This is a genomic window from Acinetobacter bereziniae LMG 1003 = CIP 70.12, assembly GCF_000368925.1.
GTDB classification, from domain to species: Bacteria; Pseudomonadota; Gammaproteobacteria; order Pseudomonadales; family Moraxellaceae; genus Acinetobacter; species Acinetobacter bereziniae.
The window spans coordinates 28,180-51,167 of sequence record NZ_KB849755.1 but is presented as its reverse complement, the minus strand read 5'-3'; the positions used below and the strand labels follow the sequence as shown (position 1 = coordinate 51,167).

The following is a 22,988-nucleotide window of genomic DNA, read 5'->3' as shown; positions in this document are numbered from 1 at the left end:
AAATGACATCATCAGTGCTATAAATGACATTATTATTCTTACAGCATTTTTATTCATGATTAAAATCACCGTGGTTGGGTTTGATGGTGCTTTGGCTTCAGCTTTGACCTGTATTGTTGATTTATTTTCAATGACTGGAGCCAGTTGGAATCGTATTCAGAACCAAGATGTTCAGAGACTCTTTCAAGTCCAAATTGCCAGTTTAAACGGAGATGCTATTCAATGTATAAACGGTATACAGATTCAGACTGACATCGCCTTTCATGCGGTTCAAGCTACGGATGTCATCGTTGTTCCGACGATAGGGGCTTCTATTGAACAGATTGTTAGCCAACAGCAAGGAGTAATAGACTTTATTCGATATGCAAACCAACAACAGTGGATGATTGTCGGTATGTGTACGGGTAATTTCTTTTTAGCAGAGGCTGGGATTTTAGATCAACGTCTAGCTACAACACATTGGGGCTTTAAAGATTTATTTGATCGCCGTTATCCAAATGTTAGTTTAAAGACAGAGCAATTAATTACTCGCTCTGAACATATTTATTGTGCTGGTGGAGGATTGGCATGGTTTGATATGGGCTTGCATTTGATTGAACATTTTTATGGTTTTGAAATTGCGATTCAAACAGCGAAGTCTTTTGTGATTGATTATCGTCGTAGTAGTCAACTGTCTTATTCAATTCTACAAATTTCTAATCTTCATCATGATGAATTGGTGCAGCGTATACAACAATGGATAGAAGTTAATTTTGCAGAGCCGATCAGCATCGCTTTTTTAGCACAGCAGTTTAATGTGACTTTGAGGACTTTGATTCGCCGTTTTAAAACAGCTTTAGGTGTACCACCGAATAGTTATATTCAGGCGATTCGTATTGAAGCCGCGCAAAAGCGTTTAGAGGAAACAGAACAATCCATTGACATGATTATGCAAAGTGTCGGTTATCTTGATCCAAGTTCCTTTAGACGATTATTTAGAAAGAAGACAGGATTGACACCACTGGAGTATCGCCGTCGTTTTAGCCGTTGCTAAAATCCGCTTTATAGAAAGACTGACTATCATTTATCTAATGTAGTTTATAAATTAATCAATGTATCTATTCGAGTGATGATTTATATAGAAAATCTAAATGAAAAAAAGTGCAAAGTATTGCTAAAATAGTGCTAAAGAAGCTTTGAATAACAAAATAAATGTACTATAGTAATATAAGAAAAGTTGAGTAATGTGCTTGGTTTTTATTCAGTCATTATTGACCACAGATTAAGAATGACTGCATCAAGTGACATTTTCCTTTTTCGTATCTCTGTCAATATGAGCAATCAATTGTGTTAAGACGCAGTGGTTTGTTGCTAGCATTTGCAACAGTATTTTTACAGCTTGCGGTTTTTTTACAGCCGCTCTTGCCTGAACAATATCAAATTGCTCCGGTCTGTGAAGACATCACTCAATCTTTGTTACGTCCAACACATGCACATAGTCATCATGAGCAAGAATCCAGCTTTATTCATCACTATTTACACTTAGATCAGACACAACAGGCAACATCTTCAGGTCATGATCATCATGATATGAACCATCAATGCCAGTATTGCGTGGTCTATGGTAATTTGGTGATGCCACCTGAAATTGGCGTAAAAGAAATATTGGTGCGTATACAAATACGCTTATTGGCTTATGTTGAAGCCTTCCAACATGTCTATTTTGAATTACAGCGTTTATTTCTTATTCCTCAAGGGCGAGCCCCACCGATACGCTATACATAAACATATTCATCCATCCATTGCTTTGAAATGTTTAATTTTAAGCATGTAAAACAATCGGATGCTATTTCGAATTTATGATGTAGAGAATCACCATGATGTATTCAATTTTCCTCAAATGGCAGGAAACGATCCCTTGCATGCAATTTTTAGGGTTAATCGTTCAGAATGAAAACATAAAGCAACAGACTATGGCTAAATTTCAGGCGTATGCTGATCTGGCAAAACAAAAAATATTGCGAGAAGCATTCAATACTCAACCTTTATCTATGCATAAGGTGATGTCATGAATTTAGGATTAACAGCTTTAGAATTGGCACGTATACAGTTTGCCTTTACAGTGTCTTTTCATATTATTTTCCCTGCAATTTCAATCGGATTAGCAAGTTTCTTGGCTGTTTTAGAATGGCGTTGGCTCAAGACAAAAAATCCTGTATACCAAGATTTATTTAAATTTTGGGTGAAAATTTTCGCTGTAGCTTTTGGGATGGGCGTCGTATCAGGCGTTGTCATGAGCTATCAGTTTGGAACCAACTGGAGTGAGTTTTCCCGTGTTGCAGGTTCTGTCACAGGTCCTTTATTGGCTTATGAGGTACTCAGTGCATTTTTCCTTGAAGCTGGCTTTCTTGGAATCATGTTGTTTGGTTGGGGACGTGTAGGTCCACGGGCGCATTTTTTTGCAACTGCAATGGTTGCGGTGGGTACCTGTATTTCAATGTTTTGGATTTTATCCTCAAACAGTTGGATGCAAACGCCACAAGGTTTCACGATTGAAAATGGCATTATCGTTCCACAAGATTGGTTCGCCATTGTCTTTAATCCTTCATTTCCATATCGCTTAGCACATATGGCAGCTGCCGCATTCCTAGTTTCAGCATTGTTGGTTGCTGCGACCGCTGCATGGCATTTACTCAAAGGTCGCCGTGATGCTTTGGTCAAAACCTCTTTTTCTATGGCAATGTGGATGATTTTAATCCTTGCGCCATTGCAAGTTTTAATCGGTGATAACCATGGTCTAAATACCCTGAAGCATCAACCTGCTAAACTTGCGGCGATTGAAGGACATTGGGAAACCAATAAAGGTGAAGGTATGCCTTTATATTTATTCGGGATTCCTGATATGCAGGCTGAAGAAACTAAATATGCAGTCGGTATTCCAAATTTGGGTAGTCTGATCATGACCCATACGATGGATGGTGAAGTCAAAGGCTTAAAAGAATTCGCACCTGAAGATCGTCCTAATTCGACCATCGTGTTTTGGAGCTTCCGAATCATGGTTGGGCTAGGAATGCTGATGATTTTACTTGCAGCATTTGCTTTGTTCTTACGCAAGGGCGGTAAGCTATACGAAAACAAATGGCTACATCGTTTTGCTTTTGTGATGGGACCATCGGGTTTTATTGCCTTGCTTGCAGGTTGGTTCACCACTGAAGTTGGTCGTCAGCCGTGGGTTGTGTATGGCGTGATGCGCACGAAAGATGCTTTATCACCTGTATCTGCTGAACAAGTCGGTCTAACACTGATTATTTTTGTAGTGGTTTACTGTGTTGTTTTTGGAATTGGCATCTACTATATGTTGAAACTGATGCATAAAGGTCCGCAATTTATTTATTCAACACCTGAAGGTCAAGCACATAGTGAAGAAGCTGTAATTCTTGCATCAAAACGACCACTGACCAGTGTAGATGAAAGTGTTGATTCAAACGAACAGGAGCCTAAATAATGATTGATTTATCTCTGATTTGGATTGTCATTATTGCCATTGGTGTATTTATTTATGTGGTTCTGGATGGTTTTGATTTGGGTATTGGAATTCTGTTCCCATTTTTCAAGGATCAACAAGAACGTGATGTGATGATGAATACGGTTGCCCCTGTTTGGGATGGCAATGAAACATGGATGGTTTTGGGTGGGGCGGGTTTATATGCTGCATTCCCGATGGTCTATGCCACAGTATTATCCGCACTTTATATGCCAATTATCTTGATGGTGGTGGCTTTAATTTTCCGTGGCGTGGCTTTCGAATTTCGTTTCAAAGCCAATAGAACCAAACATTTATGGGACAAGGCTTTTATTGGTGGCTCAATTCTTGCCAGTTTTTTCCAAGGTATGATTTTAGGTGCTTATATTCAAGGAATTAAAGTTGAAAATCATATGTACGCAGGTGGTGGATTAGATTGGTTGACGCCGTTCACGATTTTTACAGGGTTAGGAGTGGTTGTACTGTATGCTGCTTTGGGGTGCGGATGGTTGATTTTTAAAACTGAGCTTGATTTGCAACATCGTATGTATCAACTCATGCCGAAGTTAGTGATTGCATTATTACTCATTTTTGGCGCTGTCAGTATTTATACACCAATGGCACACCCTGAAATTGCCGCACGTTGGTTTAGTCAGCCTCAATTGATGTATTTTAGCCCTGTACCAATTTTGGTGGTGATCTTTACTGTTCTGATTTTACGTGCATGTAAACATCATAATGAACTCAGTCCTTTTATCTACACCTTAGCTTTGGTATTCCTTGCTTATACTGGATTTATCATTAGTCTATGGCCCTATGTTATTCCGCCGTCTATCACGATTTGGGATGCAGCAGCGCCACAAAGCAGTCAATTGTTTGCCTTAATTGGCGCTTTAATCTTAATCCCCATTATTTTGATCTATACCGGGCTTTCATATTGGGTATTTAGAGATAAAGTGCGTATTGGGGATGAGGGTTATCACTGATTCATGCAGTAAATCTTTTAGAAGATAGAAGACTCAGCGATTTAAATTGATCGTTGGGTTGATTGAAACCAGATACATTGTCAGTAGCGAGGTCGTGAATTTTGAAACTTTCTCAAACACAGTGGTTTATTTTGTTATGGCTTGGTGGTTTTTTAACGTTAGCCATCATTGCAGGTTTTTTTAGAATGTTGATTCAATGGGCATATTAAATTTTAATTTTTAGAACAAATGAAAATGAGGAATTTATTCCTCATTTTTTATTTAAATCAATAGATCTTTTTCATATCGTTAAGCCATTGAAAAACTCATAGCGTAAATTATAATTTCTCTTGATCAATAAAATCTATCCAGTAAAGCTATTGTTGAATGATATGAACTTTCCATTGCCACACTTTATATCTAAAGTTTAAGTAGATTTGCGTAGGTGATGTATCACTCTTGCACTACAAATAAAACAGTGTTTTTTTGTTTAGATAAAAGATGACAAATTTTTTCGTTGAGTAAGACGCCGTGAAAATCAAGCTAAATTTTCTTTAATTAACCAATCTGAAAAATTGAAATAATGATTATGATTGCTCAATAAAAAAGAGGTCTTGATTAGACCTCTTTTAAATACTCAGGAAGCATTATCTTTGATTGACTTCTTGTGTGTTGGAATGAGTATCTTCATTTTCAGTTTGATTTGCTGCTTCAGTGCTTTGTTCAGAATCATGTGCTGATTGTTCGATCTCATCACTTGTTTGTTCGAGCTCTTGAGCTGCTTGCGCAAGTTCTTGTTCTAAGTTAGACGTATCATGCTCAGTCATTTCCATACTATCCATGCTTTGTGGCATGCTGCCTTGCATTGAAATCATCCATACTGCAATCGAACCATAAGCCACAATAAAAATAGCTAAGAAAACAGCATATAAGCTACCGAGTAACTTTTCTGTTTGTTCGGTTTGTCGTTGCGGACCATAGTTATTATTGCCCTCAGTACCTTTGGCGCACATCACATATATACCAAAGAAAATATTCACAAGAGGAATTAAAAATAACAACCATAGCCAGCCGCTTTTATTTAAGTCATGGATACGTCGGATCGCGATACAAATATTGACTACGGTAAAAGCAATAACCACAATAACAGCGAGGAAAATAACAAAATAGCCTAAGCCAGATTGCAATAAAGCAGCTGGATTCTGACTTCCTGTTTGCATGAGCGCGACAACAGCGATACCAGCAATAATAAACAGTACACATGTGTAGAGCATACTGATAATAAATAACCAAGCAAGATAAGACAGGCGACCAAAACGCCCTTTAGGTGAAAATGGGTTATCTTTATTGGGGGTAAACGAAGCAGGGTGGGGTTGAGACATTGAAGTCTGAGTTTCAAGAGGATTCATAAGTTTCCTATACGTTGTTTTTATTAAGAATGTTTAAATTTTCGGCGCTATTTTAGTCAAAAACAAAAATATAAACAAGGGTAAATAAGCAATGCCAATCATATTGATCTAAATAGCCTAAGCATTTTAGATATAATATTAATCGTATTAAACTGGATAAACGACTAAAAATACTTAGTTTTTAATCTGGCGAATTCAAATTAATTAAAGGTGCACATTCTCAACAATAAAACGTGTACAGATAAAACTGTACCGTAAAAAAAATAATTTTTGATTGATGATTTTTATCTTCTTTAAAGTGGCTGCAAAGCAGCGACCATTATGTACTTAATTATGATAATTAAGTACATATGTTTAAAACACAAAATTTTGTTTTTTGTAGTTTTTTATTATTTAAATCAATAGTTTAAAAGGGTGTGTTTGTGCGCCAACAACGATAATCAATAATAACTATCATTATTATTTGAGTATATTTAAATTTTGTGTTAAGTTTTTCTACATTAAAAATAAGGTCATAATAATGTTGAATAATATTTTTACTATTCTTGATAAAATGGGATATGGGACACAAAAACGCGCAATTAGTGTTCAATTTTCAAACTTGGAACTCAGTGCACAAGTGATGTTACAACGTATTGATGGTTATCACGCCATCAATGAAGGATTGTCAGCAGAACTGATTTGCCTGTCTCTCAATCCATTTATTGAACTTAAAGCGTTTATCGGTTGCCAAGTCTCTGTAGATCAAGTCACAGATTCAGGTAAGCTGTTTAGAACTACAGGGATGATTACTGGGGCGAGTCAGGGACAATCAGATGGGGCTTTTACGCTTTATCGTTTGACCCTGCAAGATGCAACAAGCTTATGGCATAAGCGTCATAATAGTCGGGTGTTTTTAGATAAAAGTGTTCCTGAAATTTTTGAAATAATTTTCAATGAATGGAGAGCCAAAAGCGCTTTGTTTGCATCCAGTTTAAAACTGGACCTGAGTGGTCTCAGCAAGAGCTATGATGTACGCCCGTTTTCTATGCAATTGAACGAATCTGATTACACATATTTGACTCGGATTCTACGCGAGGAATCAATCAATTGGCTGATTGATGAATCTGATTTTATTGCTTTAAACAACAATCAAAGTATTGAACCACAAAAACTTAGATTAATTGATCACAATGATCAGTTTAAGGCACTTGAACGTCGCAACATTCGCTATCATCGATCAAATGCGACTGAAGCTTATGACAGTATTACCAGTTTGATTGCTGAACGCAATTTACAGTCAACAGCAATCCATGTACAACGTTGGCAAGCAGACAGTTTAGCGCAGGAAGATGGCAGTGGTTCTATTCTGAGTGCACATAAACACAGTGCAAATAGAGACAATGAAAGTTTAAGTTTAGAACAAGCGTGGAGTATTTCTCCTGCTTGGATTCGTGATCTTAAAGGTCAAGATCAAGCCACAACATCAGGCAATCATCAACTAGAGAAGTTGAGTACCCAACTAAATCAATACCAAGCTTTGCAAGCCAAATATTTTAAGGCACAGAGTAGTGTACGTGATATACAGGTCGGCTATTGGTTTAAGTTAACAGGTCATCCAGAGCTGGATAGGAATCATAGCGAAAACAATGAGATGTTGATATTAAGTAAGCATTTTTATAATCAGAACAATTTTCCCAAAGACATTCAAGATCAAATTGAAAAACTCCTCACCCTGAGTCACTGGCAAACGAACAAAGACCGTCAACAAGAGCGTCAAGGCAACGAATTAACTTTGGTACGACGGCATGTAAGTGTTGTACCTGAATATCATCCATTAACACATCGTCCAACTACATATGTTCTACGTGCCATTGTGGTGGGGGATGGTGAAGAAATCTATGTCGATGAATGGGGACGAATAAAAATTCGTTTCTTGTTTACCCGAACAGAAGACCATGCCCATGATGGCGGTGCAGGAGCTAATGATAATGACACTGACTCCGCTTGGGTCGATGTGCTTACCCCTTGGGCGGGTGAAGGTTATGGCGCAAGATTTCTCCCGCGTGTCGGAGAGATTGTCGCGGTAGATTTCTTTGAGGGAAACCTTGATCGACCATTTATTACTGGACGGATTCATGAAGGACATCGAAATCCAACCCAGTTCGATATTAAAGGCAAACTACCTGACACCAAAAAGCTCAGTGGTATTCGTTCAAAAGAGGTCGCTGGGGAGGGCTTTGGGCAACTCAGGTTTGATGATACGACTACACAAATAAGCACACAATTACAATCGAGTCATGGCGCGAGTCAACTGAATTTGGGCAATTTAAGTCACCCTAAAGAAACCGCAGAAAGTGAAGGTCGTGGAGAGGGTTTTGAGTTAAGGACTGATCAGTGGAGCGCAATGCGTGCACCCAAAGGTATCTTGATTACCACAGAAGAAGCTGAGAATGCTTTAGGAAAGCAACTCGATCATCATCATTTACAACAGAATATCGAAAAATTTTTAGCAATAAATAAAGTGATTCAAACGGCAACGTATAAACATCAAACAACTGAACCAGAACTGAGCTTGCAAGAAACAATTAAGACAAATTTACCTCAATGGAACGAATCAAATTCAACACCTTATATCGCGATTGATGCCAAAGAGTCGCTGATTTTAGATGCAGATCAAGGAATTATTGCGCAAGCTAAAGAAAATATAGATTTAAGCACTGAACGTAATGTTCAAATATTTTCTGGTCGAGGATTTTTAGCAAATGTTTTAGATAAGATTTCACTCTTTGCTAAAACTGCTGGAATCAAAATTAAAGCTGGGCAAGGTCCTGTAGAAATTGAATCGCAAGCAGATCGCTTAAAAATTGCTTCAGAAGAACTCATGCATCTGTATTCGGTAAATGATTTTGTCAAAATCGAAAGTGGTAAAGGGATATTGATCGCATCTGGCGGCAGTTTCTTCAAAATGGAGGGCGGGAATATTGATATTGTTTGTCCTGGCACTTTGTCGTTAAAAGCTGGTCAAATCAAAACCATGCCAGGAGATACTTTAAATACTGATTTAACAGCGATGCCTAAACTACAAGTGGACTATGATGAATTTTTTGTGTTACGAAATAAGGCAGGTAAAGCAATGCCGAATATGAAGTATAAAATTAAAACTGAAAATGGAAAAATCATTGAAGGTATCACAGATGCAGAAGGTAAAACTGATCTAGTGACCTCGCTTGCCATGACCAAAGCCAAGGTCACATTACTTGGATATGTCGATGATTAAACAGTGTATTTTAATGGCTTTTTTGATTATCCAAGCACACAGTATATGTGCCAATTCTGTCGCTAATGATAGTAATGTCAATATACTTAATTTAGATCAAACAAAACCTTATTGTATCGGACGTTATATCGTTGATATTCCAACCGAAGCCAATCCACTTGAACGTTATGATAAATACGATTCATTTACGATTAGCTCGCAAAGCAAAGCCACCAAACAAGATTTTGATGACGCTATTCAACGAGTCAGAAAGGAATACTCTGAATACGGTTGGTTTATAACAGATGATCCAAAAGAACAAATCGTAGATGGTCGATTAACTAAAATCATTAAAGGGAAAAAGTCTAAGAATGAAGGGCATCCTTTTACAGTGTTTGGTTTTGTATGGGATAAAAAGACATTATTTTTAATAGAAGGTATGCACAGTGATACACCACAGTGGACAGCCGAAAGTAATGAAGCTCTTCAAAATCTGGTTCGAAATTTACGTTATCGCCCTGAACATGAAGTTCCCAAAGAAGAAGGGCAATGTATCTATCAAGGTTTTATCAAAGATGAAACTCAACGCTATCGTTATAGCATCCAAAAACTTGGTTTTAGATTTAAAAACTATCCTACAGTTGTGTTACGTTTTGAAGCAGAAACCAATGATGAATATGTTTTACCAATGATTCCACGCATCGAAAAGAAATTAAAAGAGGTAGGGCAAAGTCGGCGTCAAATAGACAAAGGCAATATTCGTAAAGGAGAAAAACAGACTAGTTACTTAACTGGTCAAGAGTGGATATCAGTGGAAAAAATGAAAGGTAAAGATGGCATAAGTGCATTGTGGGAACATACAGGTGCTGCCAATAACAATCAAGACCCTTTAATTAGCTTTGAAGTAGACACTGGATATGATTCCCCGCTGACTCAAAGTAGCAGTTTACAGCAGATCGATGCATTAAAACTCTATGAATCAATTTTAAAAACCATCCGAAAATTTTAAGGATGTCAATATTTAAAAAATAATCTAGCACTCAAGCACGTAAAGTTAAAAGAGACTACCAATGAACAAAATATTATTTTTTTTATTATTAAGCACTTGCTTGATGAGTGTAGGCTGCATTACTGCAAAATCTGAAATAAACAATAGTGGAAATAACATGATCAATTTAGAAAAAACAAAACCTTATTGTATTGGGCGCTATGTCGTTGATATTCCAGCCGAAGCCAATCCACTTGAACGTTATGATAAATACGATTCATTTACGATTAGCTCGCAAAACAAAGCCACCAAACAAGATTTTGATGACGCTATTCAACGAGTCAGAAAGGAATACTCTGAATACGGTTGGTTTATAACAGATGATCCGAAAGAACAAATCGTAGATGGTCGATTAACTAAAATCATTAAAGGGAAAAAGTCTAAGAACGAAGGGCATCCTTTTACAGTGTTTGGTTTTGTATGGGACAAGAATGTTGTATTTTTGATTGAAGGTGGACATAGTGATTCTCCTAAAAGAACTGAGAAAAGTAATGAAGCTCTTCAAAATCTGGTTCGAAATTTACGTTATCGTCCTGAACATGAAGTTCCCAAAGAAGTAGGGCAATGTATCTATCAAGGTTTTATCAAAGATGAAACTCAGCGCTATCGTTATAGCATTCAGACTCATGCATTTGATTTTAAAAACTATCCAACAGTTGTGTTACGTTTTGAAGCAGAGACCAATGATGAATATGTTTTACCAATGATTCCACGCATCGAAAAGAAATTAAAAGAGGTAGGTCAAAGTCAGCTTCAAATAGACAAAGGCAATATTCGTAAAGGAGAAAAACAGACTAGTCACTTAACCGGTCAAGAGTGGATATCAGTGGAAAAAATGAAAGGTAGAGATGGCATAAGTGCATTATGGGAACATACAGGTACTGCCAATAACAATCAAGACCCTTTAATTAGCTTTGAAGTAGACACTGGATATGATTCCCCGCTGACTCAAAGTAGCAGTTTACACCAGGTCGATGCAATTAAACTTTATGAATCAATTTTAAAAACCATCCGTAAATTTTGAGAATAACAATGTCTAACAATATACACAGCCATGAACCATATGAAACGCTATACGAATCAGGAATGATATCCTATGTGTCACAAACCACACCGAGTAGCGTCAAAACTGAGTGTGAAATTCTTGCACCTGCCAAATATGTGGTTCCCATTATTTTTATTCCAGGCATTATGGGTTCAAATATTAAAGATAAAAAGAAAAATAAAGTTTGGTATCCCCGAATTTCACTGAGTACAATTATTCAGTACAGTAAACGCGATGCTCGCGCGCGACAAATTGCATTAAATCCTAAAACCACAGAAGTGGGCTATGATGGCAATGTTAAAATCAATAAGAAGGATCTGCCGTATCTTACCCAAGAGCTTGCTTTAGCACGTGGCTGGGGATCAGTGATCACTATTGGTTATGCTGATTTGTTGATTTATATGGAAAATCAGTTAAATCGTCCATTTAAAAAATTAAAAGATCAAGAAAAGGATAAGTTTAATGGTACAGCGGAATGGGAAAAAATAGTTCAACATGCAAATCAAGACACTGAAAAAAACCTCAATCACTGGTCTGCTCAAAATACGATTGATTTATTAAACTTGGCACAACATGAGGAGTTGGCAGATTATGCCTTTCCAGTGTTTGCTTGTGGCTATAATTGGTTACAGACCAATATGAAGTCAGCGGATCAAGTTGCTGATCGGCTTAATAATGAAGTCATGGCACAAGTGAAAAAAGAATTTCCGACAGCAAAATTTAAGAAATTCATTATTGTTAGCCACTCTATGGGTGGATTGGTGACTCGTGCATTAATCCAAAATGATAAAGTCAAAGATAAGATTGCAGGAGTGGTTCATGGTGCAATGCCGGGTAGTGGTGCACCAGCAGTCTATCAACGCCTTACTGTGGGTTGGGATGGATGGAAAGCTTCTACAGGGTTACTCAATAGTGCATTAGCTTGGGCAACTAAATTTATGTTTGGCGATACCTCTGAACGCTTGACTGCAACATTAGCAAGTGCGCCAGGTGGTTTGGAGTTATTACCTTTTTCAAACTATTCAAATAGTATAGATTTTCCGAAAAATCCAAGCGCATGGTTGGTCATTAAAGCTCAAACACCAACAGGAGAAATCACGGCAACATTGCCAAAAAGTAATGACCCCTATACTGATATTTACCAACGTAAAGATTGTTGGTGGGCAATGATTAACCCTGATTTTATTGATCCGGCGGGTTTGATTGCGAAAATAGTTGATAAGGAGGGGTATGATAGTATTTTTGATGTATATAAAGATACTTTAGTTATTGTACAACGGTTACACGATCATATTAAAGATGTTTACCATAGCAATACTTATGCGAACTATGCTGCTGATGGAAGTTATAAAGCATTTGGACAGGTGGTTTGGCGTTGTAAAGAAGTCCTGAACATTACGAGTGAAGAAGAACTGATTGAATTAATGAGTTTATATGGCAAGAAACAGATCATTGAATTCCCTAATATCAAAGACCGTACAGATATTAACGCAGCAGAGACGAGTCAAATTGATGAAAACGAATCAGTAAAAATAGACGGAACCAAGGCGCATAATTTACAAGACAATGCATATAAAAAAGATGGTGTAAGAGAGATTTTATTGGATGAAAAATTTAAAATTTCAAAAACCAATAAAGCGACATTTTATTTGGATTTAAAACCGACTTGTGCAGGAGATGGTACGGTGAGCTATCAATCTGGACAAGATGTGCGCGCAGAGGGTAGAAGTCCTAAAGAAACTTTTATTATCAATGGCTATGAGCATTCAAAAAGCTTTGAAAATAAACATGTTCAACTGAATACCATCTACTGTATTGCACATATTGTGAATATTTTAAAGCTTGGTGCTGAAGCTGAACAATGTAATAAGCAAACAACTCAACATCCATGAATGATTTAAATTTTAAATTTATGTTAAGGACCAAAAATAATGGAATAACTAAAATGAGCGAGATCATGACTTAATGAGGTATGAGTTAAGTCTTAATGATGTTTATATAAAATTTTCATTACTAAAATAGCCTAAGCAAAAATTTTAAAAATTTCATCTCTTAAAAAAGTATGTCTAGAATTTTCACTTAAAGCTTGATGCCAATAGATGCCCATATTTAAAACAGGTAAATCAACTGGAATATCAAAAATATGAATACAATCTTCAATATTCAGATGCGACAAAATCTGTTTTGGAATTGTTAAAATCGCTTCAGGATATTGTGCTAAAACTTGCAGCGCAGTTGAGTAATGCTGACAGCGTAAAAAAATTTGTCGATTATACTGTTCTTTATTCAAATATATATCTTCCAAGAGCACACCTGTACGGCGTGAAGACACTCCAATATGCGGTGATGAAAAATAAAGCTTACGATTCATTTGCTTATGTTGGCTACACATCACAAACTGATCTTGTACTAAGTTTTGATAATTAATTTTTTCACCATAGTTTTGTTCTAAATCAATCACAAAATCCACTTGCTGTGTAGCCAAATCTACAACAACATTTTTACGATCTAATTTCGTGCTTAAAAATTGGATGTTCAAGTTCAATTTCTGAAAATGTTGAATTAAGCGGGGGAAAATTATCGGTTCAATTTCATCATGTACAGCAACCCTCAGTGTTTGTATTGAATTTGGATCAAACATTTGTTTTTGTTTAGAAATATCTTGAAAAGAAAATAATGCATTCTGCACAGTGGGATAGATCTGTTCAGCAAAAGGTGTAGGTAACATTTTACTGCCCACGCGTACAAATAAATCATCTTGCAAATGTTGTCGTAATCTTTGTAAGGCATGACTTGCAGCGGATTGTGTAATAAACAAGACTTTTGCCGCTTTAGAAATACTTTTCTGCTCATAGATGGCGATAAAAAGTGGATATAAATTAATATCAACATGATTGAAAATTGATAGGTCTAGATGCGTATTATTATGAATCATATTCATAGTCTGATATTGAATTAAATCATTTGGTTCATAATAAATTTTCAGCTAATGTAAAGTAAAGGTCGTTATCCAAATATTGATCAAAAGATTTTACAGGAAGATAAAAATGTTTGAGCTTTCAGCACGTGCAAAAGAATATGTCGAACGGACCAAAGCGTTTATTGAAAATGAAATTGAACCTGTAGAAACAGAATTTTGGAATGAAGTTCATCACCTTAACCAAGGCGGTGACTGGACAACGTGGCAATGGCCAGCACAATTAGAAGTTCTTAAAAATAAAGCAAAAAAAGCAGGGCTTTGGAACATGTTTCTGCCAGATCCAGAACTAGGGGCAGGCTTGTCAGTGCAGGAATATGCCCATATTGCTGAACTGTCTGGACGTAGTTTACTAGCACCAACAGTATTTAATTGTAATGCTCCAGATAGCGGCAACATGGAAGTGCTTTGGCGCTATGGTTCAGAGCAGCAAAAACAACAATGGCTTCAACCTCTATTAGAAGGCAAAATTCGTTCAGTATTTTGTATGACAGAACCTGCTGTTGCTTCCTCTGATGCAACCAATATGCAGGCAACAGCTGTGGTGGATGGTGACGAAATTGTCTTAGATGGTCGTAAATGGTGGTCTTCAGGTTTAGGCGATCCCAATGCCAAAATTATTATCTTTATGGCGCATACACCTGATGTAAATAAAGACCGTCATCATCAACACTCAATGGTTCTGGTTCCAGTAGATACACAAGGTGTAACAATAGAACGTATGTTACCTGTATTTGGTGACTATGATGCACCACATGGTCACGGTGAAATTAGTTTCAACAATGTCCGTGTGCCTGTCAGTCATTTTATTGGTGGAGCGGGACAAGGTTTTGAAATCGCACAAGGTCGTTTAGGTCCTGGTCGTATTCATCATTGTATGCGTTGTATTGGCGCTGCAGAAAAATCCCTTGAATTGATGATTGATCGAGGTATGAGCCGCAGTGCTTTTGGTAAAGAAATTTTGAAACTGGGTGGAAATTTAGAACGTGTTGCAGAAGCGCGAGTAGCGATTGATCAAGCTCGACTATTAACGTTGTACGCAGCCTACAAAATGGATACTCAAGGTAATATGGCAGCACTTACTGAAATTTCTGCAATTAAAGTGGTTGCTCCCTCAGTCCTTGAAAAAGTGGTGGATATGGCGATCCAAATTCATGGGGGAATGGGCGTTTCTCGCGATACCCCTTTAACTGGCTTTTTTGCACAAGCACGAAGCTTACGTTTAGCAGATGGACCTGATGAAGTTCATAAAGGAATGATTGCAAAATTAGAATTAAAAAAACGGGGATATGCTTCAAAGAAAAAGTAACAGTTTAATGATTGAATGCTGACTGTTTTATCTTAAAGATGTTATACATAAAACGGTCAGTACATAAAATCAAACTTAGCTTACGGTTCAAAGTTTTTTTGATTTAAAACAGAAAAAATTCAGGGAAAAAGCATGTCAGTTATTGATGTTGGTGGAAAAGTACGTGAAGGTGAAGAACTTGACATTCGTGCAGTTGGCAATTGGTTGATCGAGAATGGCTCTGAAATTATCGGTCCAGTCGAAGTTACGCAGTATTCTGGTGGTGCTTCGAATTGGACCTATCGCTTAAAATATAGCAATGCAGATTTAATTTTGCGTCGTCCACCTAAAGGAACAAAAGCGAAATCTGCACATGATATGGCACGTGAGTATCATGTACAGAAATGGCTCGCAGCTTATTACCCAGTCTTGCCTGAAATGGTTGCACTTTGCCAAGATGAATCAGTAATTGGATGCGATTTCTATGTGATGAAACGCATTGAAGGAATCATTCCTCGTGCCAAACTTCCGCCTGAACTTGATTTTAATGAACAACAGGTTCGAGAGCTATGTATCAATGTTCTTGATAAGCTGATTGAATTACATCAAGTTCCTTTTAAAGGTACTGAGTTGGAAAAGCTGGGTAAAGGTGATGGTTACTGTCGTCGTCAGGTTGAAGGATGGGATGGACGTTATGAAAAAGCACATACCATCAATGTACCAAGCTTTAAATTTGTTCGTAAGTGGTTAAATGAAAATATCCCTGCTGATTCGACCAGTTGTGTGATTCATAATGATTGGCGTTTTGATAATGTCATTCTTGACCCTCAGCATCCGACACAGGTGATTGGTGTACTGGATTGGGAAATGGCTACCATTGGCGATCCTCTAATGGACTTAGGTTCTGCATTGGCATATTGGGTTGAAGATACAGACAATCAAATCTTTAAGTCTACTCGCAGACAACCCACGCACCTTAAAGGTATGTTTAGCCGAAAGGAAGTGGTTGAATATTATTTAGAAAAAACAGGTCTAAAACCCGAAAATTGGGCTTTCTATGAAGTCTTTGGTATTTTCCGTTTAGCAGTCATTGCGCAGCAAATTTACTATCGTTATTACCATAAGCAAACGGATAATCCAGCATTTAAAGATTTTTGGATTGTGATCCATGCTTTACATATTCGTGCTTTAAAGTTGATTGGTATGCAGAAAATTGAAGCCAATGAAGTTGCACAGAAATACATTGAAAAGTTTAAGGAAATTTTAGGGAAATGACCACAATCTATTTGGTACGACATGGGCAAGCATCATTTGGCGCTGAAAGTTACGATAAGCTCTCTCCAAATGGTGAATTACAGGCAAAGGTATTGGGTCAATATTTCGATAAAATTTTGAAAGAAGCGCCTTATGTGATTGCAGGCTCGATGCAAAGGCATCAACAAACAGCGCATTTTTCTTTAGCTGAAAGTTTTCCAGATGTTGCCGTTGTCACTGATCACAATTGGAATGAGTTTAATCATCAACAGGTTTTTGCTCAATATGACCCACGTTTTAATGAACCTCATTTGCTTAAACAAGATGTGGCTAAAGAAAAAAGTCCTCGTGCTTATTTAGCCAAGATTTTTGAAGGGGCAATCAATCGTTGGACGGGTGGTGAATATCATCATGAATATGATGAATCCTGGCCAGATTTTAAGAATCGAGTCGAAGGTGCATTGCAAAATCTATGTGATGATTTAGCCAAAACCAAACCTCGTTATGCAATTGTTTTTACCTCTGGTGGAGTAATATCAGTTGTTGCGGGCAAACTTTTGGAATTGAATCCAAACAAAACATTCGCACTCAATTGGGCAATTGCCAATACCAGCCTGACGACATTACGTTTGGTGGGGAACGAACCGCAATTGCTCAGTTTAAATGAACATCATTTTATTAAGGTTGAAGATCCACAGTTATTGACATGGATTTAAGACCACACTGAGAAATATAAAAATTATTCAAGGAATTTATCATGGCAAAAACGATTTTAATTACTGGCGCAAGTTCAGGAATCGGTGCAGGAATGGCACGGGAATTTGCACAAAAAGGCTATAATTTAGCAATCTGCGCACGGCGTTTAGAAAGACTTGACAGTTTAAAGCAGGAATTGGAATCTAAATATGGCGTCAAAGTCATCACTAAAGTCTTGGACGTGACCAATTATGAACAGGTATTCCAAGTCTTTCGTGAGTTTAAACAAGACTTTGGAAGCTTAGACCGAATCATTGTCAATGCTGGTGTTGGTGAAGGACGACGTATTGGAAATGGCAAGTTTGAAATTAACCGAGCGACTGTTGAAACCAATTTTATTTCAGCTTTGGCACAGTGTGAGGCAGCAGTCGAGATTTTTCGTGAACAGAAATTCGGGCATTTGGTGGTGATTTCTTCAATGAGCGCTCTCCGCGGCATGCCTAAACACTTGACTGCTTATGGTGCTAGCAAAGCAGGAGTGGCTGCCTTGGCAGAAGGCATTCGTGCTGAATTAATTGATACCCAAATCAAAGTGTCAACAATTTTCCCTGGCTACATCCGCACTGAAATCAATGAAGGCGCCAAGAAGCTTCCTTTTGAAGTCGATGTTGAAACAGGCTCACATTTATTGGTTAAAGCCATTGAGAAACAACCTGTTAAAGCGTATGTCCCACAATGGCCATGGTTACCTATAGGACTCGCAATGAAAGTATTACCATTAAAATTGGTGAATAAATTAGGTTGATTCATTTTACTTTTAAACTGTGATTAGCATTTATTACTCAAAAGACCCATTAGGGTCTTTTGAGTTTATCGTTAAAAGAAAACTAGGCAGAGTAAAACTTGAAGTGCGACATAAACCACCTAATTAATTTAAAGGGTTTATGGAGTATATAAAATTGTCATACCATCATCTTAACTTTGAAGATCGTACTGCATTAATGCTTGAGTCAAGAAAAGAAGGCTTTTCAGCCAGAAAATTTGCTGAACTCATTAAAAGACATCCTAGTACGATCTATCGTGAGCTTAAAAGAAATAGCATCAATGACGTTTATCAAGCTCGATATGCTTCTGATAACACCTTCGCTAGACGTAGACGTGGTCACAGAAAACTCAAAATCGATTCAATCCTCTGGAAATTTATTGTTGAAGCGATCCGTTGTTTATGGTCTCCTCAGCAAATAGCAAAGCGTTTAAAGACATTTCCTGATTTGGATCAAACAATGAATGTAAGCCATACAACGATTTATTCAACGATACGCGCATTACCAAAGGGTGAGTTGAAAAAAGACTTATTATCCTGTCTGCGTCATGAAAATAAAAAGCGAAAAGCTAACGGTGAACCTAAAAAAGATTCTATATTACAGGATATTAAAACTATTCATGAGCGCCCAGCCGAAGTTCAAGAAAGAAAAATACCGGGTCATTGGGAAGCTGATTTAATTAAAGGTAAAGACAATAAAAGTTCGATAGCAACACTTATTGAACGAAATACACGGCTCTGTATCTTGGCAACATTACCTGATGCAAAGGCAGAATCAGTGCGCAAGGCTTTAACTGAAGCTCTGAAATATTTACCTGCAGAACTGCGTAAAACGTTGACCTATGACCGTGGACGCGAGATGGCAGAACATAAAATACTTGAAGAAGATTTAGGCATAGATGTATATTTCTGTGACCCACATTCACCCTGGCAAAAAGGCACATGCGAAAATATGAATGGTTTAATTAGGCAATATTTACCTAAAGGGATTGATTTAAATCAGGCAGATCAGCATTATTTAAATCAAGTTGCCATGTCACTGAATACTCGTCCTAGAAAAGCGTTAGATTGGCTTACACCATTAGAGAAATTTGCTCAGCTTGTTGATTATCATAAGACTTTTCAAACTGTCGCACCTCATGTTTGAATTCGCCCTAGTATTCATCTGAACTGGACTACTTTAATTTACTTTTAAACCTATGCAAGAACTAAGACAGCATAAATTGCCTTTGGCGATGATGGATATTCAATCTATTGAATTTTATGGGTATTGTTATGTTTTTGAAATTTTCAACATTTGTACTGGTGCCTGCTTTACTTATTCAGGGTTATCGAGTCAAGAAAAACACACCAAGATTACCTGAAGCTCAAGGGCTGCGAAGTGGCGTTTTGGGTACTGGTCAAGCTTTATCGATTTTGATTTTAGGAGATTCTGCCGCAGCAGGTGTTGGTGTTGAAAATCAGCAACAAGCATTATTGGGTTCAATTTTAAAGGAAGTTTGTACAGATTTCGAAGTGACTTATCGACTTGAAGCAAAAACAGGGGATACCACTTTACAAGTTTTGCAGAGAACCAAGCAGTTAGCAAACCAACAATTTGATGTTGTGATTACATCTGTTGGCGTCAATGATGTGACAAAACTACGTTCCCCGAAAAAATGGATACAACAGCAAAAACAGTTTTATGCCACCATTGAGTCCAAATTTACACCACAATTGATTTTGGTCACTGGTGTACCGCCAATGAATTTATTTCCAGCTTTGCCAAATCCATTGGCGTGGTTGTTTGGAAAATACTCAAGCAAGATGAATGAAAAATTAGCCCAATTTATTGAAAATAATAAAAATTACCAGTTGATTCATTTTGATTTAGCCCATTTTAAAGCCTTAAATTTGCAAAAGGCGAGTGATGGATTTCATCCAAGTCAAGACATCTATCAACTTTGGGCAAAAGAGATTTCACAGCGTATTTTTAGCAAATTTAAATCAATGATTGATTAAAAAATCAAAAATATTAAGGGCATTGAATATTTTCTTTTTCCTTGTAATAACTCAAAGCGATGTCCAAATCGGATAGCAATTTGGCTTGTGTGTAATTTTCTGGATTCAATTTGAGTAAACTCGGCATGTAATTTGTTTTGTATTCCTTAGGATAATCTACACATACGATTCTTTTTTTATCATCTAATGTGGTATTTGGATCATCCAACTGATCAAGATATTTACTAATCATTTCATCTGATTGTTCAAATTGTGCAGTCACCGTAGGGCGATCTGTTTGCTTAGACATATTTTGATCAGGCTCTTTGCTACAAGCGGAAAGAACGAAGATCATCAATAATGTGGTAACGAGTTTACTGTTCATAATAGATTGATTTTTAATGTGAATAAGAAATTATTGATAAATATTCAGTTAAATAGTCTTTCGACAATTCTTTAAAAACTTAACTATTAAATAATTTACCAATTTGTGCAATGATTTTTATTACCATAACTTGAATATGTTACAAATTCAAGTTTTTTACATATTTTATTAGAAATTTCATCTTATGAAAGTGTGGCGGGTTAAATTGATTTGATTTATATGAGGTTGAATTTTACCCAAAAGCAACATTGATGAAGAAATCTCTAAGCAAAAGTTTATTTTTGAGTTAATTATGCGTATCGTATTCCCCAAAAGACAGAGGGAATATTTCATGAAAAAATTAATGATGATTGCTATAACAACTTTAGCATCAAGTCTTACTTTTGCAGAAAATTTACAATGCGAAAAAAGCTATGAAATTTTTAAGCAGCAAGGTGATAAAGAAATTGAAATCTTAAAAAATGGCACACTTGATGACATCATTCATTATTATGATCAGATTGAATATGATCGTAAACTAAAGCCTAATCATCAAGGACAAACCTTTTCATCTGGTGAGTGGATCAGTGATGCTAAATATAGAGAAGATGTAAAAATTCAACAGGATTTAGCTAAAGATGATTCTTATAAAAATATTGATTTTTCATTGCTAAAACCAAAGTTAAACTATATCTCTAGCGTTGGGGAAGTTTGTGTGGTTCCAATGCGATTGCAAGATGAAATGTTTAAAAAAAATATGCAGACCCAAGCAGATGTTATCTTTGTTCGTGATCTTAAAACCAATGACTGGAGAAGATTTATTTATCTAGGCATTGAAGATAAAAAGGATTTTAATGAATTTTTTCCAGATTTCCCAAAGAATATAAAATTATCTAAGACATTGATCAATAATCAAGATTTTGCTGAAAGTGCTTCTGAATTTGCATTGTTAATGTTAGAAGAAATGGGTGCTGAAATTACGCCTGAACTTAAAGAAGCAGTAGAAGCTCAATCAGAGCCTTTCAAAGTTAAGTTAAAAGCGAATGGTTATTGAGCTTTATTGTATATTTTGTATTTAAACCACCTACGGGTGGTTTTATTGGATAAGTATAACAATTGATAAAGGTGCTTTATTTAACAAAGATATATACATATGAGATTGTTTTTACTCCTAATTGCACTACTGTTAAGTGTAAATGTTTGTGCTGGCGCCGATGGTTCAAAAACGGAATTTGAGTCAATAGAGGCTCTTGAAGCTTTATTGTTAAATGCGGGTATTATCAACCAAGATTATAAAATTGTAGATAATCAGGCTTTTGATGACTATCTGCGTCAAGTATTTTTAAAACAAGCCAATCAAGGTCTACCTTATAGGATCAATAAATATGTTGAATTAAAGAAGATTCGAATAGAAGGGCGAAATTTGATTACTTATATTGAAATTGATGATGATTCAATACAGTTTATCCCTAAGTTTTACTCTGATGAAATCCAATCTAGGCTTAAATGGGAAGCATGCAACAATGGCATAGGTTCAAGTCGAGTTTTTAAACAGGCAGAAGGATTCAAAAAAATTCAAATTTTGGGGAGTAAGCAGGATCCTGAATTGTTTAAATTTGAGATGTTTTTAAAGCAATGTGATGACGTATATAATTAGGGGCTGAGCAAGTAATAATGTTAAGATCAGAGCAGAATCCTTAAATTATTTCTTATTTATAAATGTCTGAATTAACAATAGAAACCCATCCACTTAAACCTTTTCTACCTTCAAACGCAAAGCTATTGATGCTTGGTAGCTTTCCACCGCCAAAAGAACGTTGGAAAATGGATTTTTACTATCCGAACTATCAAAATGATATGTGGCGGATTTTTGGTTTGATTTTCTTTGAGAATAAAGATCACTTTTTAGATTTGCCCAACAAGAACTTTAAAGAAGCTGTGATCCGCAGTTTTTTAATGGAAAAAGGCATTGCAATTTTTGATACGGCTTATCAAGTTATTCGTTTAAAAGGCAATGCTTCGGATAAGTTCCTACAGATCGAAACACCAACAGATTTATCTCAACTTTTGGAAAATATTCCTGAATGTAAAAGTATTATGACCACAGGCGATAAAGCAACAGATACTTTGATGTTATCAATGCCTGAAGGAACTGAAAAACCTCAGATCGGACAAGCTTCAAAAGCACGATACTTAGAAAGAGAATTAAATTTATACCGAATGCTGTCTTCATCAAGAGCTTATCCTTTAGCGTTGGACAAAAAAGCCGAAGCATATAAAAACTTATTTAAAGAAATAGGCTTACTTTAAGAAAGTATTGCGAAGTTAATTTTAAAATCAATATTTAGAAGATGGATTATTCTTCAAGGCTTATAAACAATATAATTCTTAAATGGAAT

Annotated in this window: 21 protein-coding genes; 18 read left to right on the top strand and 3 right to left on the bottom strand. The window is 36.5% G+C overall.

Annotated elements, in window-relative coordinates:
- Window positions 1-55: 55 nt before the first annotated feature.
- The 5 genes from F938_RS01970 (at window position 56) to F938_RS24595 (ending at window position 4,697) form a co-directional block, all read left to right on the top strand.
- Window positions 56-1,033, top strand: coding sequence for a GlxA family transcriptional regulator (locus F938_RS01970; RefSeq protein WP_005028918.1), 978 nt, complete (start codon window positions 56-58; stop codon window positions 1,031-1,033).
- A gap of 293 nt (window positions 1,034-1,326) precedes the next feature.
- A complete protein-coding gene (locus F938_RS01965) occupies window positions 1,327-1,764 on the top strand; it encodes a DUF2946 domain-containing protein (protein WP_004830853.1) in 438 nt (145 codons plus the stop codon).
- Window positions 1,765-2,047: 283 nt separating this feature from the next.
- Window positions 2,048-3,484 (top strand): cytochrome ubiquinol oxidase subunit I, encoded by a 1,437-nt coding sequence (locus F938_RS01955; RefSeq protein ID WP_004830850.1) that lies wholly within the window; start codon window positions 2,048-2,050, stop codon window positions 3,482-3,484.
- Window positions 3,484-4,488 carry a cytochrome d ubiquinol oxidase subunit II gene (gene cydB / locus F938_RS01950; RefSeq protein ID WP_005028917.1) on the top strand — a complete coding sequence of 335 codons (1,005 nt, stop codon included), beginning with the start codon at window positions 3,484-3,486 and terminating at the stop codon, window positions 4,486-4,488. The genes F938_RS01955 and cydB overlap by 1 nt, the downstream gene beginning before the upstream one ends.
- 101 nt (window positions 4,489-4,589) lie before the next feature.
- Window positions 4,590-4,697: a DUF2474 domain-containing protein gene (locus F938_RS24595; RefSeq protein WP_085944238.1), complete on the top strand. Its 108-nt coding sequence runs from the start codon at window positions 4,590-4,592 to the stop codon at window positions 4,695-4,697.
- 417 nt (window positions 4,698-5,114) lie between these two features.
- Here the strand turns inward: F938_RS24595 and F938_RS01945 are convergent, their stop codons facing one another.
- Window positions 5,115-5,876 (bottom strand): DUF805 domain-containing protein, encoded by a 762-nt coding sequence (locus F938_RS01945; protein ID WP_005028916.1) that lies wholly within the window; start codon window positions 5,874-5,876, stop codon window positions 5,115-5,117.
- Between the two features lie 520 nt (window positions 5,877-6,396).
- On the opposite strand from F938_RS01945, the gene F938_RS01940 reads away from it, so the two are divergent.
- The 4 genes from F938_RS01940 to F938_RS01925 all read left to right on the top strand — a co-directional run bounded on the left by F938_RS01940 (window position 6,397) and on the right by F938_RS01925 (window position 13,099).
- Window positions 6,397-9,135 carry a type VI secretion system Vgr family protein gene (locus F938_RS01940; RefSeq protein ID WP_005028913.1) on the top strand — a complete coding sequence of 913 codons (2,739 nt, stop codon included), beginning with the start codon at window positions 6,397-6,399 and terminating at the stop codon, window positions 9,133-9,135.
- Window positions 9,128-10,123, top strand: coding sequence for a T6SS immunity protein Tli4 family protein (locus tag F938_RS01935; protein ID WP_005028911.1), 996 nt, complete (start codon window positions 9,128-9,130; stop codon window positions 10,121-10,123). The genes F938_RS01940 and F938_RS01935 overlap by 8 nt, the downstream gene beginning before the upstream one ends.
- A gap of 61 nt (window positions 10,124-10,184) precedes the next feature.
- Entirely contained in the window at window positions 10,185-11,186 is a 1,002-nt protein-coding gene (locus F938_RS01930; RefSeq protein WP_005028909.1) for a T6SS immunity protein Tli4 family protein, read from the top strand.
- Between the two features lie 8 nt (window positions 11,187-11,194).
- On the top strand, window positions 11,195-13,099 hold the full coding sequence (locus F938_RS01925; RefSeq protein ID WP_005028907.1) for a lipase family alpha/beta hydrolase: 1,905 nt from the start codon (window positions 11,195-11,197) through the stop codon (window positions 13,097-13,099).
- Window positions 13,100-13,230: 131 nt separating this feature from the next.
- Here the strand turns inward: F938_RS01925 and F938_RS01920 are convergent, their stop codons facing one another.
- Complete coding sequence (locus F938_RS01920) at window positions 13,231-14,148, bottom strand: LysR family transcriptional regulator (protein ID WP_005028902.1); 918 nt, start codon at window positions 14,146-14,148, stop codon at window positions 13,231-13,233.
- Window positions 14,149-14,254: 106 nt separating this feature from the next.
- Between F938_RS01920 and F938_RS01915 the strand changes: the two genes are divergently transcribed.
- The 6 genes from F938_RS01915 (at window position 14,255) to F938_RS01890 (ending at window position 20,246) form a co-directional block, all read left to right on the top strand.
- On the top strand, window positions 14,255-15,493 hold the full coding sequence (locus F938_RS01915; protein WP_005028899.1) for an acyl-CoA dehydrogenase family protein: 1,239 nt from the start codon (window positions 14,255-14,257) through the stop codon (window positions 15,491-15,493).
- A 132-nt stretch (window positions 15,494-15,625) separates the two neighbouring features.
- Entirely contained in the window at window positions 15,626-16,747 is a 1,122-nt protein-coding gene (locus tag F938_RS01910; protein ID WP_005028897.1) for a phosphotransferase family protein, read from the top strand.
- Complete coding sequence (locus F938_RS01905) at window positions 16,744-17,442, top strand: histidine phosphatase family protein (RefSeq protein WP_005028896.1); 699 nt, start codon at window positions 16,744-16,746, stop codon at window positions 17,440-17,442. Before F938_RS01910 ends, F938_RS01905 begins: the two co-directional genes overlap by 4 nt.
- 41 nt (window positions 17,443-17,483) lie before the next feature.
- Window positions 17,484-18,227, top strand: a complete 744-nt coding sequence (locus F938_RS01900) for an SDR family oxidoreductase (protein ID WP_004830827.1) — start codon at window positions 17,484-17,486, stop codon at window positions 18,225-18,227.
- Between the two features lie 139 nt (window positions 18,228-18,366).
- Window positions 18,367-19,392 carry an IS30-like element ISAba125 family transposase gene (locus tag F938_RS01895; protein WP_010326927.1) on the top strand — a complete coding sequence of 342 codons (1,026 nt, stop codon included), beginning with the start codon at window positions 18,367-18,369 and terminating at the stop codon, window positions 19,390-19,392.
- Between the two features lie 128 nt (window positions 19,393-19,520).
- A complete protein-coding gene (locus tag F938_RS01890) occupies window positions 19,521-20,246 on the top strand; it encodes an SGNH/GDSL hydrolase family protein (protein ID WP_026040424.1) in 726 nt (241 codons plus the stop codon).
- A 13-nt stretch (window positions 20,247-20,259) separates the two neighbouring features.
- Here F938_RS01890 and F938_RS01885 read toward each other — a convergent pair whose 3' ends face one another.
- Complete coding sequence (locus F938_RS01885) at window positions 20,260-20,610, bottom strand: hypothetical protein (protein WP_005028892.1); 351 nt, start codon at window positions 20,608-20,610, stop codon at window positions 20,260-20,262.
- 331 nt (window positions 20,611-20,941) lie between these two features.
- Between F938_RS01885 and F938_RS01880 the strand changes: the two genes are divergently transcribed.
- From F938_RS01880 to F938_RS01870, 3 genes are all read left to right on the top strand, one after another.
- Window positions 20,942-21,643 (top strand): hypothetical protein, encoded by a 702-nt coding sequence (locus F938_RS01880; protein WP_005028889.1) that lies wholly within the window; start codon window positions 20,942-20,944, stop codon window positions 21,641-21,643.
- A gap of 99 nt (window positions 21,644-21,742) precedes the next feature.
- Complete coding sequence (locus F938_RS01875) at window positions 21,743-22,246, top strand: hypothetical protein (protein WP_005028887.1); 504 nt, start codon at window positions 21,743-21,745, stop codon at window positions 22,244-22,246.
- A 62-nt stretch (window positions 22,247-22,308) separates the two neighbouring features.
- Window positions 22,309-22,899 carry a uracil-DNA glycosylase family protein gene (locus F938_RS01870; protein ID WP_005028884.1) on the top strand — a complete coding sequence of 197 codons (591 nt, stop codon included), beginning with the start codon at window positions 22,309-22,311 and terminating at the stop codon, window positions 22,897-22,899.
- The last annotated feature ends 89 nt before the right edge of the window (window positions 22,900-22,988 follow it).